Origin of the sequence: Pseudobacillus sp. FSL P4-0506 (genome assembly GCF_038003025.1) — a bacterium.
Lineage (GTDB): Bacteria > Bacillota > Bacilli > Bacillales > Domibacillaceae > Pseudobacillus.
The window spans coordinates 2,576,155-2,589,308 of record NZ_JBBOOI010000001.1; the positions used below are offsets into that span (position 1 = coordinate 2,576,155).

Sequence of the window (13,154 nt, forward strand, 5' to 3'; positions counted from 1 at the left end):
AAAGGAGGGAGAAATGCCCAACCTTTTTCCAAGCCTTTTAATGTATGGTTCGTTGAGAAGAAATACAAACCAGCGTAGAAATACTTGTCACGGCTCTTGAGAGAGGGCTTTTCTGCCATACAATACGACAAAATTAAAATATTTATATAGGCAGTCTACATCCGTAAAGCCGCTTTCTTGTAACCAGCTTATTTGATCTTCTAATGTCGCCATGTTATCGAGCTTTGTACGCTCATAAGCTGCTTGAATTTCTGCTTTCGTTAAACCGCTTGCTTCAATTTTATGTTTCCAGTCATTTTGATAGAGTGATTCAATAAAAGGTGTATGCCCAAGAACTTGATCTGCATTGAGGAACATGCCATCTTCATGAAGCCAGGTAAAAATCTTTTTATACAATTTTTTCTTTTCAACATCTCTTAAATGGTGAATGGAAAGAGAGGAGATAATGATATCAAATTTTTGATCAAACTTATATTCTGTATAATCAGCGATAATATAATCAATTTTTTTATCCTTCCTAAATCGTTCTTTAGCGACGTCCATCATTTTTTCAGACAGGTCGATAAGGGTAATCTGTGCGTCAGGATACCTTTCCTTTGCGAAGGAAGAGAATAATCCTGTGCCCGCTCCTATGTCAAGCACGGCGGGAGCTTCCTTGGTTGTTTCTATAATTGATAAAGGAATAGAATAAAAATCATCAAAACAAGGGATTAATTTTTTTCTTTGCTCATCATAGTGGGGAGCGTTCTCATTAAATTTTTCTTGTAAGTGCTTTTTAGTTTGATTCATTTACAGTTCCTCCTCGTCCTTTGAGTAGAGTAGCTCAAACTGTATAAATAACTGGTGTGATATGAATTATAAAATAATTAGAGTATAATGAAAATTAACAAAACAGTTCGTTATCAATAACCAACAGTTATCAATAAGAAGGTTGGAAAATTAAATGGATATAAAGTGGTTAAAAACATTTGTGGCAGCGGCAAAATATGAAAATTTCCGCAAAGCTTCAGAAGAACTTTTTTTAACACAGCCAGCTGTAACAAAGCATATAAAAAGGCTGGAAAGTTATTTAAATGTGGCATTGTTTGAACGGAGAGGAAAAAGCATTTTTCTCACTTCTGCTGGTTATAAGTTTCTCTCATCTGCTATAGAAATCGTCGAGAAGTATGAAGCGGAAATCGAGTCATTTGAAGGATGGAAGCAAGGATATAATCAAAAGCTGACGATCGCTGTTGCTCCGCAAATTGCTGCCTCCGTATTTCCTTCTTTCTTGCGTTTTTTCATAGAAGAGCATCCTGATATTGAAGTGATTATCAATGTAGTCAGCTCCTTTCATATAGAAAGAGAAGTAAGCAGTGGACAGGCAGATGTCGGACTGTCAAGACTAAAGTCAAATCGAATGGGGTTAGGTTATGAAACAGTTCATCAAGACCCGGTGATTCTTGTCGCACCATCGGGTAAAAAGGCTTGTCAAGACAGAGACGATAGGAGCGAGGAGGATCTTCTCCATTCATATCGGCTTTTAACTAATAATCATCCTTCCTATTGGGAATATCTCTTACCAGTAATTAAAAAGCATTACCCAACAGTTCGCATCATGCCTGTCACTCAAATCGAAGTGACTAAGCGGTTGATTGAGGAAGGGTTAGGAATTTCTTATTTACCGCTGTCTATGGTGAAAGAGGAACTAGAAACGAAACGAGTGACTGAAGTGCAGCAGGACAAAATTGTACCGCCTGCATCCTTCACTTATATCGTGACTAAAATAGAAACACCAGAATCAAAGAAATTTGTCACTGCATTAAAAACGGCTTTTGCTGAGAACAGGTTGTAAATAAGAGAAGCTTATGACAGGATAAAGATACGTGAGGTATTCTTATAAAGAAAAATAGAACAACGATTGAATGGGGGAAACAATAATGCCAGCCTTGCCAAATTGTCCGACATGCAATTCAACGTATACTTATGAAGATGGAGCTCTTTTTATCTGTCCAGAATGCGCCCATGAATGGACGAGAGAGAGGGAAAAGGAAGAGGAGAAGGTAATCAAAGACGCCAACGGGAATGTCCTGAACGATGGCGATACGGTCACTGTTATAAAAGATCTTAAAGTGAAGGGAAGTTCCTCTGTGCTCAAAATAGGTACAAAGGTGAAAAATATCCGGCTAGTGGATGGAGACCATGACATTGATTGTAAAATCGAGGGTTTTGGAGCCATGAAATTAAAATCACAATTCGTTAAGAAAGCATAAAAAGCAATTAAAAGAAAAGGCATCCATAAGAAAACTTGATGGATGCTCTTTCTTTATTCCTATAAAAGAAAGCCTTTTAAAATATAGGCTCCGTTACATCTTATTGTGGATATTTGCATAATAATTAAGGAAAATCCTATTAATCAGAGGTTCCCCCATATTTGTTCAACTCAGTTGATTAAGAATGTTTATTAATTGATTTATTTTTTGCATTATCTAGTTCCTTTAATACATATCCATTTTTTATTTGGATTTACATAAAACTCTACTGTGTTAAACCCCGTTTTTTTAAACAGTTGCTCCATATCTTCCTTTGTTTTATAGGTTTTCATATGATAATTAATTTTGTATATCTCGGCAATAATGAAGAAACAGCCCTCTTGTTTCAATACTCTAAAAACCTCTTTTACACTGTTTTCTAAATCCGGCCAAAAGTAATGTGTTTGAAAAGCAGTTATAATATCAAAACTATTTCGGGAAACGGAATGTTCGTCACGCTTGCTTGTTGAATGTGTACTTTACCTGTTTCTACATCTACCTTATTAGCTCTTATAGAGTCTTTCACTGCCTGTTCGGAATAATCTATACCATATATCTTTCCATATGTATTAATGTCTGACAGTAATTGCAGGGTCTTCCCTCCGCCACAACCTGCATCCAACATTACAGATTCTTCTCTTACTTTTATCTTCTCCACAGCCCATTTGTTCATTTCAATATGAGCAGAGTTCATTATCCTTAACATAAATGAACCTAAAATCCCATTAGGATTCTTAGCTTGTTCTATTAACTTATTTAACAAGTTCAATTCTATACCTCCTTTCATTACATCTAACTCTATATATCGTTTACTTAATACGATAGAAAATGATATACGTTCCATCTTTTTATTTTTTGTTCAACTATCCTGCCGTCAGCCGAGTAAGGATTACACAGTAACTTTAGATAAACGAAAACTAGCCTATGTTTCTGTCGTTTCAAACACAAAGGATGTTAAAGAGAGGAGAAAGGGGGCAGATATGGATAAATACAGGGGGCGGAAAGCAAAGTTTATTGAGGGACTGATACGGTTGAAAGAGTATAAAAAGATTTTTTAAAAGTATATTTGTGTAGGAAATTCCCTTCCCAAAAAATATCATATATCCAGTTCTTAATTGAATGAATGGAGCTTAAACAAGCATAGAAAATGGATATATGTTACAATTGTGGACAAAGAGGGGAGTGAGGGTGTGATAAGTGAAGAATTGGTCAGGAAGTTCGAAACTTTGACGCCTATTGAAGTACTTGAACGAAACAAATACGAGAAAGCAACTTCGCACGACCTAAAGATTTTAGAGGAACTAAACGATTTGGGATTAAACAAAGGAGTAATAAATGTACTGCTGGAGTTTGTATTGCTTGTTAACGGCATGAGACTAAACGGCAGATTAATTAAGAAGATTGCCAGTCACTGGTTAGAGTATGAAGTAACCACTATTGAACAGGCAATTATCTTTTCCCGAAAAGAGCACAGGCAATACCGCGCGTGGAAACGAACTTACAGGAGAGGGAATGCAGATAAAAAGTGGGCATAGAAAGCAGACAAGCAGTTCATTAAATGTTATTTACTATTGGACGAAGAAAATGACATCCGTAAAGCAAAAGCCTCTTCCGGTCGGGGGGGTTTTTTTCTATTAAACTTTTATAACTTGAGAAATGGTGGGAGGGGACGTATGTGGAAATCCGAAAGCCGTCAAACTTGGAGGTGGAAGAAATCATAGCCCGGTCTCCGCAAGCAGTATACGAAGGGACATTAAGGAAAGTAAAACCGACAAATAAAAAAGTAGAGCAGCTTATTGAACCGCTGTTGAAAAAAGGCTGCTCCTACTTAATAGTAGTGGAAGGAGAAGAGTTAGCGGGTTGGGTGTTATTCGGCACAAGTGAAGACCAATTCTCTGACACGCCGATTGGCTTTATCTATGAACTGTTCATTAAGGAAACATTTAGAGGAAGGGGCTTTTCAGAACCGCTGTTAATGGAGGCTATTAATCATTTAAAGCTGAACGGTTATTCTGAGAGTCGTTTAAGTGCTTTTTTAGGAAACCACCTCATCAAATTATATGAAAAATTGGGTTTCTCTATTAGGCATGTAACAATGAGCTTGAATGTATGAAAGCGAGCTATACAGGATCTCTTTTATCATTTATCCGATAGACTGGAAGGAGAAAATCAACAAAATGTTGCGGCAAAAAATAGGAGAAACGAGTGAAAAAAATAATGGTAGCCGTTCTTCTGCCCGTTTTCTTGGCAGCCTGTCAATTCGGCATGCCCGAGCCGCCTAAGCCGGTGATAGCGGCAGGAAAAGAAAAGGTTGAATATCAAATTGGATCTTATTCTTGGGGTCAAAATGGCAAAGGGGTAGAAGCTGATACTGCTGGACCGGAGGAACTTGTTAAAAACATAGATTATTCTACTGTTCCGGCAGGCTCCAATGTAGTTATCAAATTTAATTATTCTCCTTCTCATATGGAAGGATGGAAGTGACCAACCTATTAAAGTAAAACATAATAAGATTATGTTACCTAAAGAAAAAGGTGCGTTTATCTATGTGATTCATGCAAATTGGAAAGAAGGAGACGCTACCTATGCTTTTCGAATAGTTATAAAATGATCATTTGCATCTTCTGTATTTTCAGTGAACTTGTTAAGATAAGAGATAGATTCCATTTTAATTATAGGAGTGAAAAAGAATGAGTGTACATAAGGACCTTACGCTTCATGCGCAAAAGCAAAATCAATTATACAAAGAGTTTGCCGACTTGGATCAGCAAAGAGAGGCTTATATTCAGGAAGCTGTAGAGTTATGCAAAGCAGGAAAGAATTTCACAACCGACCGTATTAATGAGATTACCGAGCAAATTAATATTCTTGCAAACAAGAGGCTGATACCTAGCCGTAAACTAGTAACGCCAGAAATGGTTGATGAATATGTAAAAACTTTAAAGTGATGAATGAAAAACCGTTCCAAAGCTAATATTGGAACGGTTTTTCATTAAATAAAGATCATGTAGGCTAGATATATGACTCATAAATCGTAACTTTATTTCCTTTTAGTTCAAAAACGATGTAATCCGAGCCAGCTTTTCTCAAATAAAAATAAATTGCCTCGTTATCAACTTCCGTTAGGAGATCGCTAACCCAAACAGGAAATTGATTTTTTAATTCCTTAAACTTTTTACCGCTAATCCAAGAAGCAGAAAGATGCTTGATAGATTGGATGTCACTTGCTTGCTGATACTGTAATTCTGTAATCGCATCTCCGTCGCCATGAAATTCTCTCGTATTCTTTATCACTCGTTCCTTATTTGGCGGAGGAAGTAATAGTCCCCAGTTTGTTTCAAGAGTTTGTACATAGGTAGGAGATAATTCTGGGAAAACCCATTCTGGGAAAACCAAAATTGCACCAATGATTAAAAGAAAGCCTCCAGTAAACGTGAAAAATACAGCTCTCCATTTTTTCTTCATACGATTAATAATGAAACTCCTTTCAACGTGCTGATAAGGTTTAATTTACTACAAAAAACCAATTTTGTAATTATTATCACTTATTTAAATATAAATGTATTTGGAATATGCTATACTATTCTGAAAAAGGGGGGGATGAAGATGGAAGAAACAATAATAAAAGCAGTTCAGGATGAGTATCCAGATGATTTTGCGTGGTGCTATGGATGCGGCCGGCTAAATGAAGAAGGGCATCATTTTCGGACGGGCTGGCAAGGGGAACAGACCGTAACCGTGTATACACCAAAGAAGGATCATACAGCCATTCCGGGTTTTGTCTACGGAGGGGTTATCGCCTCATTGATTGACTGTCATGGGACAGGTTCAGCTTCCTTAGCTCTGCACCGTAAAAATGGCCATGAATTAGGAGATGGAGCTGAACTGCCGCGATTTGTCACAGGCTCCTTACAAGTAGACTTTATCAAGCCCACTCCGCAAGGTGTCCCATTAAAGGCAGTGGGAAAAGTAGAAGAGGTTCATCCGAAGAAATGGAAAGTGCACACGGAAGTGTTTGCCAACGATGTACTTTGTGCTCGGGGAGAAGTAGTAGCGGTCGTCATGCCCAGTAGCTTTGTAAATAAGCAAGATTAATAGCAATAAATTAAATCAGGAGAATTCTTCCACGAATTCTCCTTTTAGACTGCAGACAAAATCAATGAATGTTGAGTTTGCTGTTAAGTAATAATAAAGTGGTTTGAAAAACGACAGTTATACAATTCAACTTTTAGAGAAAATGGTTAGATGGACGAAAGAAAGTTTATTCATTCGTATTTCTTTAAAATAATAGCTGCATTGTGACCTCCGAAACCAAATGAGTTAGATAGCCCCGTATTTATTTTCACTTGGCGAGCAACAGATGGTACATAATCAAGATCGCATAATAAATCGGGATTTTCTAGGTTAATTGTTGGAGGAATGATCCCTTCCTTCAAACTCATTGCTAAAGCAATGGCTTCCACCCCACCAGCTGCTCCTAACATATGACCAAGCATAGATTTGTTAGCTGTTACTGGAATCTGATAGGCTTGCTTCCCGAACAGCTGCTTGATAGCCATCGTTTCAGAGATGTCCCCGACTTTTGTACTTGTTGCATGGGCACTAATAACGTCAATTTCTTCAGGCGATATATTGGCATTTTTTAAAGCTGCTCTCATTGCAAGATAGGCCCCTTTACCTTCGGGATGTGTAGCTACGATATGATGTGCATCTGAACTTGCACCATATCCGATGACTTCTGCATAAATCTTTGCCTCTCTTTGCAAAGCATAAGATAAAGATTCTAAGATTAGAATTCCAGCTCCTTCTGACATGACAAACCCATCTCGATTGTCATCAAATGGACGACTAGCTTTAGTGGGATCATCGTTTCTTGTTGATAAGGCTGTCGCATTGCCAAAGCTTGCTATTGATAGGTCTGTTATCGCTGCCTCTGTTCCACCCGCAAACATAACGTCAACCTCTCCAGAACGAATGAGTCTAAAGGCTTCACCAATAGCTGTATTGCCAATTGCACAGGCAGAAACAGGTGACAAGGAGGGGCCCATCGCGTTCCACTTGATACTAATTTGTGCAGCAGCAGCATTAGAAATCATGGCAGGTACTAAAGTTGGGCTGACTCTTCTTGGCCCCTTCTGTCTAAGCACATCAATATTTTCAATTAAAGTGGCAATTCCTCCTATACCTGACCCTACGTATACGCCTAACTTTTCTACATCTATACGATCGAGGGCTAACTCGGAATCTGCCCAAGCTTGTTCAGCTGCAGCTAAAGCAAATTGAGAAAAGCGATCTAAACGTTTTGCTTCTTTCCCCCCTAAAACTTCATTGGCATCAAAATCTTGGACGATACCTGCAATTTTTGTCTTATGATTAGCCACATCAAATGTATCAATAGGGGATATACCAGATTTCCCATTAATCAGATTGTTCCAAAATGTTTGGATGTTGTTTCCTATAGGAGATACCACTCCCATACCGGTAATCACGACTCTTTCCACTTTTCATCCCCCTCAATCAATAATATACTTGTATTTTACAGTTCAGTTATCCTATTACAAGTGAGTATTTATCCTGGTATAAATACTAATAGGCTAAATTGATATGATGAGGAGTTTTAAAAATGAATGATAAAACTAGGCTGGAAGCTTTGTCGACATTTTTGAAAATTAAGCGAGCCCAAATTAAGCCAGAGTCTATTGGTTTACCTGCTGGAACACGGAGAAGGACACCGGGATTACGGAGGGAGGAAGTTGCCCAATTAGCAGGAGTAAGTACCACTTGGTACACATGGCTAGAGCAAGGAAGAGATATTAAGGTTTCTTCAATCGTACTAGATTGTATTTCTACAGCTTTACAATTAAACAATGACGAAAGAGACTACTTATACGATCTGGCATTAGAGGGAAAATCAGAAATTACCCATCAAAAAAAGAATCAATCAGAGCTTAGCCCTTCCTTAAAGCGAATACTAGCTGAATTAACCTATTGTCCGACTATTATTACGGATCGATATTGCCATATTGTAGGCTGGAATCCTGCAGCTGCCCATGTTTTTTTAAATTTTGGACAAATACCGAATGATCAAAGAAATTTGATCCGTTTAGTGTTCAATAGAAAAGAACTAAAGGCATTGGCCGTCAATTGGGAACATTTCGCTAAAGGGTTTCTTGCCATTTTCCGTACCTATTATGGACACTACTTAGGCGATGAATGGTACAACCAATTTATTGAAGAAATGAGCCATTCGCATCCAACATTCCGAGATTTATGGCAAGAAAGTCAAGTAAGCAAGGCTCCAGAAATGATAATTGAATTCAGACATGCTAAAGCAGGCAAAATGTTGTTTAATTTAACTTCTCTTCAAGTTCAAGGGGAGGCAGATTTACGGTGCAGTATCTATACACCAGTAGAGGAAACAGATACAGAAAATAAATTAAAGCGATTAATGAAGAGGGTTTCCATTGAAAATGAATAAAGTAATTTCATTTCCAGGCGAGGCGGGCGGTGAGCCTTCTCGCTTTTCATTTCAATCAGCAGGGGTTACAAATTTAGATCACAATACCTGTTTTAAAAGACCAAAAGGGGTTCAGAATAAGACCATTCTAAACCCCTTTTGCTGTCGTGTACTAACTGTCATCTGACGAGTCCCTACTAGTATGAGGCTCTTCATCTTTATGAGGGGGAGCAACAGGATGAGCATCGGTAATAACACGAACCGGTCGCATCATATCATGATCTTCGTGCTCAAGGAAATGGCAATGCCATACATAATTTCCGGTGTGTTCTTTAAAGTGCATAATTAGCTTCGTAACCATCCCTGCATCCGCCTTAGCTGTGTCTTTCCATCCTTGCTCATAAATCCGCGCTTTTTCCGCCGGGCCTGTAAATTCTATTTCTCCTGTTTGATTAAATCGTTCCAGGTTAAAGGGCTGTCGCTCGAGAATTTTAAATTGTACCAGGTGAATATGAATGGGATGCGCAACCGGAGTGGCATTAATAATATTCCAGACTTCAATGCTGTCCAGCGAAGGCTTTTCAGTTGCTGGATCATGCCACATTTTTCCGTCCAGCATAAACATGAGCCGCCCGTATTCATCGAAAGAGACACTTAATGGCAAATGACGGATAGTATGAGCCATGTGTTCATGCAGATCCAGGTTTGGGTATAATCTTTCAGGCACTTCGCTTGTGTCTTCGCCCCTTAGCGGCAAATCTACACGAAATTGCATAACCGATCTTGTGTGACTGTCCACAGCCTCGTTCTTATTAAGAAGGGTAATACATTCTCCTTTCCATTTGGAAAAGTCAATGACCAGGTCCATTCTTTCAGCTGTCAGCAATTCAAATGAACTAATTTCTGTCCGGTTGGATAGTAAGCCGCCATCTGTACCAATCTGATAGAATGATCCATTGTTGGACAGGCTGAAATTATATTCTCTTCTATTAGAGGCGTTTAAAATACGAAAACGATATTTGCGGGGCTCTACTCGCAAGTACGGCCAAACTTTAGCGTTTACGGTGATCGTTTCTCCAAGAAATCCAGGAACGATAGAAGGAAAGACTGGCAAATTAGGGTTCGGTGTATCTGGATAAAAGAGAGAGCCGTCTTCGTTGAAAGAGCGGTCCTGGATCATTAAAGGAATCTCATAATTGCCCTTTGGTAAATTGAGCTGTTCCTCTTGAGAATCACGGAGTAAATAAAATCCGGCAAGCCCAGCATAGACATTTAACCGTGTGAGAGCCATGCTGTGATCATGATACCAGAGGGTTGCACTTTGCTGATGATTCGTATAGGTGTGGATTTTTCTTCTAAACATCGGGCCGGTAATTTCATAATCATTTGTATACCAGGCTTCTGGATGACCGTCACTTTCCCAATCAACGTTTGCTCCGTGAAGATGGACGACAGATCTGACTTCTGGATTGCCCGCTGCTCCATGTAAGGTGTGATCAATAGGAAGAAAATGTTTTTTGGGAAGATGATTCAACCATCTTACTTCCAAATACTTCCCTTTTTTCGCTTCAATGGTTGGTCCTGGACTGATGCCGTTATATCCCCAAATCGTTGTGCGTGAAAAAGCAGGATGAAATTGATGCTTTGTTTCTTTTATCTTTATTTCATAATAGGAATCGCCGATAGTTGGCCTGGCTACAGGGGGCTTTCTTACTTGTTCCACAAATTTAGGGATAGTATTTGGATCTGCGGGGTTTACTCTTTTGCTCAATTGTGCTTCCACCTTCTTTTCTGAATTAAAGCCTTTTGCCTCGCTACATATTATGCAACCACTTTAGAGAAAGGAAATTAAATAATGAAATGATTTCCAAACGTTTAATATATTTGTAATGTAATTAAAATATATTAGACATTTTTCGATGTTAGAATAAGAGAAAAATAGAAAATACATAGAAAGCAGGGAAAAAGAGTGAGAAAATGGATAATCGCAGCAACGATGGCTGGCGCTTTACTAGCGAGCCCGGCTGCAGGGGAAGCAGCCTTAGGTGATCAGACTTTGAAAAGCGGGATGAAACATTCGGATGTAAAGGAATTGCAGCAAGTGTTAAAAGCAAAGGGATATTACAAGTCTTCACTGGATACAACCTTTGGACCTTTAACAAAATCAGCAGTCATTAGGCTGCAAAAAGCTAACGGGCTGACAGCGGATGGCATCGTAGGAAAAAACACATTTAGGGTGCTGGGGAAAACAACATCAAAGTCAACGGCAAGTGCTTCTAGCAAAACGAGCACAGTAGCTTATGCCAAAAAGTTTATAGGCGTTCCTTACAAGTGGGGAGGCGCTACGCCTTCAGGATTTGATTGCAGCGGATTTTTGACTTATGTTTATAAAAACAGTGCAAAGATCTCCTTGCCAAGAACAGTAGCTGGTATTTATTCTGCAGGAAAGAGAACGAGCAGCCCAAAAGTGGGAGACATTGTGTTCTTTGAAACATATCAAAAAGGCGCATCACATGCCGGTATTTATCTCGGCAACAATCAATTTATACATAGCTCTACTTCAGCTGGAGTGACCATCAGCTCTCTTAAGAGTTCATATTGGTCTAAGCGTTACATAGGTGCAAAAACATATTAATAAAAATACCCTATTCTTCAATAAGAATAGGGTATTTTTATTGATAACTTTTCGAGTAATATCGACAAATAAAAGCCGAAAAATAGTTGTATAAGCAAGCGCTTTTATTTCCGCGAGCTGTTTGCCGGGATGAACAGAAGAAGCTGAAACAGATTTTAGTTTCTATCTTATAAAGAGAATTCAGGTAGTTTATCTGCAAAGGGAATACTTCCTACTTAAAGAGAGTCCGAATTAGATGAAAGTGAGCACTGCAAGAGTCCCCACTTTTGTTAAATCATTTGCCGTTGAATAAAATAATTTTTCTTGAACAAAGCTCGTTGAAGATCACCCGGCTTATTATTACTCGAGAATCACATCATTGTTTTTTGTTAAGTCCCAGGAAGTAATAATGCCGACCGGTAGTTCATCTGACCCGCCCTCTGGAGTAATGAGGACAGCTTCCAGCTTTTTATTGAGAGACTGGTGTTCTTCAAAAGTGTATTCAATGTCAAAGATATTGGCATCTCGTTTGACGAAGGAAAGAAAATAATCATTTTGCTCAGGCAGGACATCTTTTACTTGGACGTTAGCAATGTTGATTTTTCCCTCAGCATGCGTGTTGGCCATCCATTTCAATATTTCTTTTCCAGTTAACAAGCCCTGGTATTTTCCTTTTTCATATACAGGATATTCATTGATTTGATCATCGCGAATCATTTCTAGCACTTGTACAAGCGGAGTATCCGGTTCGACGATATGAACGGGGGAGGAGGCGATCGACATCGCTTCTGCCGGCTCTGATAACATTTTGTCGATCTGCTCAATGCGCTCAACAATTTCTTGATGAGGCTCAGCTATGTAGTAATCCGCTTCTGTCTTTTGGTGAACAATGGCGTTTCTCAATTTAGCGTACTGCTTCAATTCGTCAAGGTGGGCACGGACGCTTGCATGATTGCGTGCACTTATATGAAGCAGCTCCATAAAAGCATCGCTTTCACTTTGTTTTACTGTTGCTTTGAGTCTGTTGTGTATTCGATTAAAAGCAGCTTCAAAGCGTTCAGATAACTCATCATTAGTTTTTGTCTCTTTTCCCATTCTTTTTTCTCCTTTGCTAACTTACAGCCTATTATCATTAAAAAGCTGAATGTAGTTTATCCTTACCCGCTCTATAGGTGAATTATGAGCGAGTACATGAAAAAATAAAAAAGATTGCTGAAAACAGCAAAAGTATGTTATAGTAATCAAGCGATGAGCTAATTTGCGTAAGTCGGAAAGTCTGCTGTTTGGCAGAACGTCTGGATGTGGCCAGACGGCTTTCCGCCGCAAAATACGTCAGAAAAAGCTGTCATGGAGGGAATATTCCACTCTATGACAGCTTTTTTCGTTGGGCTGTTATTACTGTTGTTTGTTAGCGATCAGGACTAATTTTCCTTTATCCAATTCTTTTTCGTATGTGTCCGCTTCCTGTTGAGATAGGCCGAGTGACTTCATTTTGCTTCGTAACTCATCGCCACGAGACTTAAAGATATTAGTCATGCTATTCAATACACCTTGTTCTTTCATGCCCACTTCATTTGTATGAAGAGCCTCAGCTATGTCTTCTCCACGATGTTCGTCATGGGCAAGGAGATAGACGTTATCTAAAGAATAGCCTTGAGAGAGTAAGCCTTCAATCTCACTTTTTGCTTGTACTGCATTCTCTACTGTTTTTGTTGTAACCATTGTATCTGCCTCCTGATTTTGTATTCTCTATATGTTTACCATCAAACTCCCAGCTCTAAACATAGAAAGT

The 13,154-nt window shown here is 38.8% G+C and carries 15 protein-coding genes and 1 pseudogene; 9 read left to right on the top strand and 7 right to left on the bottom strand.

Features of this window, described 5'->3' with window-relative positions; genetic code table 11:
• Positions 1-87: 87 nt before the first annotated feature.
• On the bottom strand, positions 88-789 hold the full coding sequence (locus tag MKZ02_RS13035) for a class I SAM-dependent methyltransferase (protein ID WP_120031651.1): 702 nt from the start codon (positions 787-789) through the stop codon (positions 88-90).
• A 154-nt stretch (positions 790-943) separates the two neighbouring features.
• Between MKZ02_RS13035 and MKZ02_RS13040 the strand changes: the two genes are divergently transcribed.
• Entirely contained in the window at positions 944-1,834 is an 891-nt protein-coding gene (locus tag MKZ02_RS13040; protein ID WP_120031649.1) for a LysR family transcriptional regulator, read from the top strand.
• An 85-nt stretch (positions 1,835-1,919) separates the two neighbouring features.
• Positions 1,920-2,252: a zinc ribbon domain-containing protein YjdM gene (locus MKZ02_RS13045; RefSeq protein ID WP_120031647.1), complete on the top strand. Its 333-nt coding sequence runs from the start codon at positions 1,920-1,922 to the stop codon at positions 2,250-2,252.
• Positions 2,253-2,464: 212 nt separating this feature from the next.
• On the opposite strand, the pseudogene MKZ02_RS13050 reads toward MKZ02_RS13045, so the two are convergent.
• A pseudogene (locus tag MKZ02_RS13050) lies at positions 2,465-3,060 on the bottom strand (class I SAM-dependent methyltransferase).
• 421 nt (positions 3,061-3,481) lie between these two features.
• Here MKZ02_RS13050 and MKZ02_RS13055 point away from each other — a divergent pair.
• From MKZ02_RS13055 to MKZ02_RS13070, 4 genes are all read left to right on the top strand, one after another.
• Entirely contained in the window at positions 3,482-3,826 is a 345-nt protein-coding gene (locus MKZ02_RS13055; RefSeq protein ID WP_182916940.1) for a DnaD domain protein, read from the top strand.
• A gap of 140 nt (positions 3,827-3,966) precedes the next feature.
• On the top strand, positions 3,967-4,404 hold the full coding sequence (locus MKZ02_RS13060) for a GNAT family N-acetyltransferase (protein WP_340853918.1): 438 nt from the start codon (positions 3,967-3,969) through the stop codon (positions 4,402-4,404).
• Between the two features lie 92 nt (positions 4,405-4,496).
• Positions 4,497-4,775 (top strand): hypothetical protein, encoded by a 279-nt coding sequence (locus tag MKZ02_RS13065; protein ID WP_340853919.1) that lies wholly within the window; start codon positions 4,497-4,499, stop codon positions 4,773-4,775.
• Positions 4,776-4,981: 206 nt separating this feature from the next.
• Positions 4,982-5,239: a DUF2533 family protein gene (locus tag MKZ02_RS13070; protein WP_120031636.1), complete on the top strand. Its 258-nt coding sequence runs from the start codon at positions 4,982-4,984 to the stop codon at positions 5,237-5,239.
• A 64-nt stretch (positions 5,240-5,303) separates the two neighbouring features.
• Here MKZ02_RS13070 and MKZ02_RS13075 read toward each other — a convergent pair whose 3' ends face one another.
• Positions 5,304-5,756, bottom strand: a complete 453-nt coding sequence (locus MKZ02_RS13075) for a hypothetical protein (RefSeq protein WP_340853920.1) — start codon at positions 5,754-5,756, stop codon at positions 5,304-5,306.
• Positions 5,757-5,897: 141 nt separating this feature from the next.
• Between MKZ02_RS13075 and MKZ02_RS13080 the strand changes: the two genes are divergently transcribed.
• Positions 5,898-6,386 carry a PaaI family thioesterase gene (locus tag MKZ02_RS13080; RefSeq protein WP_340853921.1) on the top strand — a complete coding sequence of 163 codons (489 nt, stop codon included), beginning with the start codon at positions 5,898-5,900 and terminating at the stop codon, positions 6,384-6,386.
• Positions 6,387-6,556: 170 nt separating this feature from the next.
• On the opposite strand, the gene fabF is transcribed toward MKZ02_RS13080, so the two are convergent.
• A complete protein-coding gene (fabF, locus tag MKZ02_RS13085; protein WP_340853922.1) occupies positions 6,557-7,792 on the bottom strand; it encodes a beta-ketoacyl-ACP synthase II in 1,236 nt (411 codons plus the stop codon).
• A gap of 122 nt (positions 7,793-7,914) precedes the next feature.
• On the opposite strand from fabF, the gene MKZ02_RS13090 reads away from it, so the two are divergent.
• Positions 7,915-8,769, top strand: coding sequence for a helix-turn-helix transcriptional regulator (locus MKZ02_RS13090; RefSeq protein ID WP_340853924.1), 855 nt, complete (start codon positions 7,915-7,917; stop codon positions 8,767-8,769).
• Between the two features lie 151 nt (positions 8,770-8,920).
• Here MKZ02_RS13090 and MKZ02_RS13095 read toward each other — a convergent pair whose 3' ends face one another.
• Positions 8,921-10,519 carry a multicopper oxidase family protein gene (locus MKZ02_RS13095; RefSeq protein ID WP_340853925.1) on the bottom strand — a complete coding sequence of 533 codons (1,599 nt, stop codon included), beginning with the start codon at positions 10,517-10,519 and terminating at the stop codon, positions 8,921-8,923.
• 198 nt (positions 10,520-10,717) lie between these two features.
• Here MKZ02_RS13095 and MKZ02_RS13100 point away from each other — a divergent pair, with 198 nt between their 5' ends.
• Positions 10,718-11,383, top strand: coding sequence for a C40 family peptidase (locus MKZ02_RS13100; protein ID WP_120031622.1), 666 nt, complete (start codon positions 10,718-10,720; stop codon positions 11,381-11,383).
• 339 nt (positions 11,384-11,722) lie between these two features.
• On the opposite strand, the gene MKZ02_RS13105 is transcribed toward MKZ02_RS13100, so the two are convergent.
• The gene (locus tag MKZ02_RS13105) at positions 11,723-12,457 is read right to left on the bottom strand and encodes a CBS domain-containing protein (RefSeq protein WP_120031620.1); all 735 of its coding nucleotides are present in this window, start codon (positions 12,455-12,457) and stop codon (positions 11,723-11,725) included.
• Positions 12,458-12,757: 300 nt separating this feature from the next.
• Positions 12,758-13,084 (bottom strand): general stress protein, encoded by a 327-nt coding sequence (locus MKZ02_RS13110; protein ID WP_120031618.1) that lies wholly within the window; start codon positions 13,082-13,084, stop codon positions 12,758-12,760.
• Between the last annotated feature and the right edge of the window lie 70 nt (positions 13,085-13,154).

What these genes read in the sequence shown, in the direction of transcription:
- MKZ02_RS13090 (WP_340853924.1), top strand. Translation starts at nt 7,915, where the DNA reads ATGAATGATAAAACTAGGCTGGAAGCTTTGTCGACATTTTTGAAAATT.
- MKZ02_RS13040 (WP_120031649.1), top strand. Translation starts at nt 944, where the DNA reads ATGGATATAAAGTGGTTAAAAACATTTGTGGCAGCGGCAAAATATGAA.
- MKZ02_RS13045 (WP_120031647.1), top strand. Translation starts at nt 1,920, where the DNA reads ATGCCAGCCTTGCCAAATTGTCCGACATGCAATTCAACGTATACTTAT.
- MKZ02_RS13110 (WP_120031618.1), bottom strand. Translation starts at nt 13,084, where the DNA reads ATGGTTACAACAAAAACAGTAGAGAATGCAGTACAAGCAAAAAGTGAG.
- MKZ02_RS13080 (WP_340853921.1), top strand. Translation starts at nt 5,898, where the DNA reads ATGGAAGAAACAATAATAAAAGCAGTTCAGGATGAGTATCCAGATGAT.
- MKZ02_RS13035 (WP_120031651.1), bottom strand. Translation starts at nt 789, where the DNA reads ATGAATCAAACTAAAAAGCACTTACAAGAAAAATTTAATGAGAACGCT.
- MKZ02_RS13070 (WP_120031636.1), top strand. Translation starts at nt 4,982, where the DNA reads ATGAGTGTACATAAGGACCTTACGCTTCATGCGCAAAAGCAAAATCAA.
- MKZ02_RS13075 (WP_340853920.1), bottom strand. Translation starts at nt 5,756, where the DNA reads ATGAAGAAAAAATGGAGAGCTGTATTTTTCACGTTTACTGGAGGCTTT.
- MKZ02_RS13105 (WP_120031620.1), bottom strand. Translation starts at nt 12,457, where the DNA reads ATGGGAAAAGAGACAAAAACTAATGATGAGTTATCTGAACGCTTTGAA.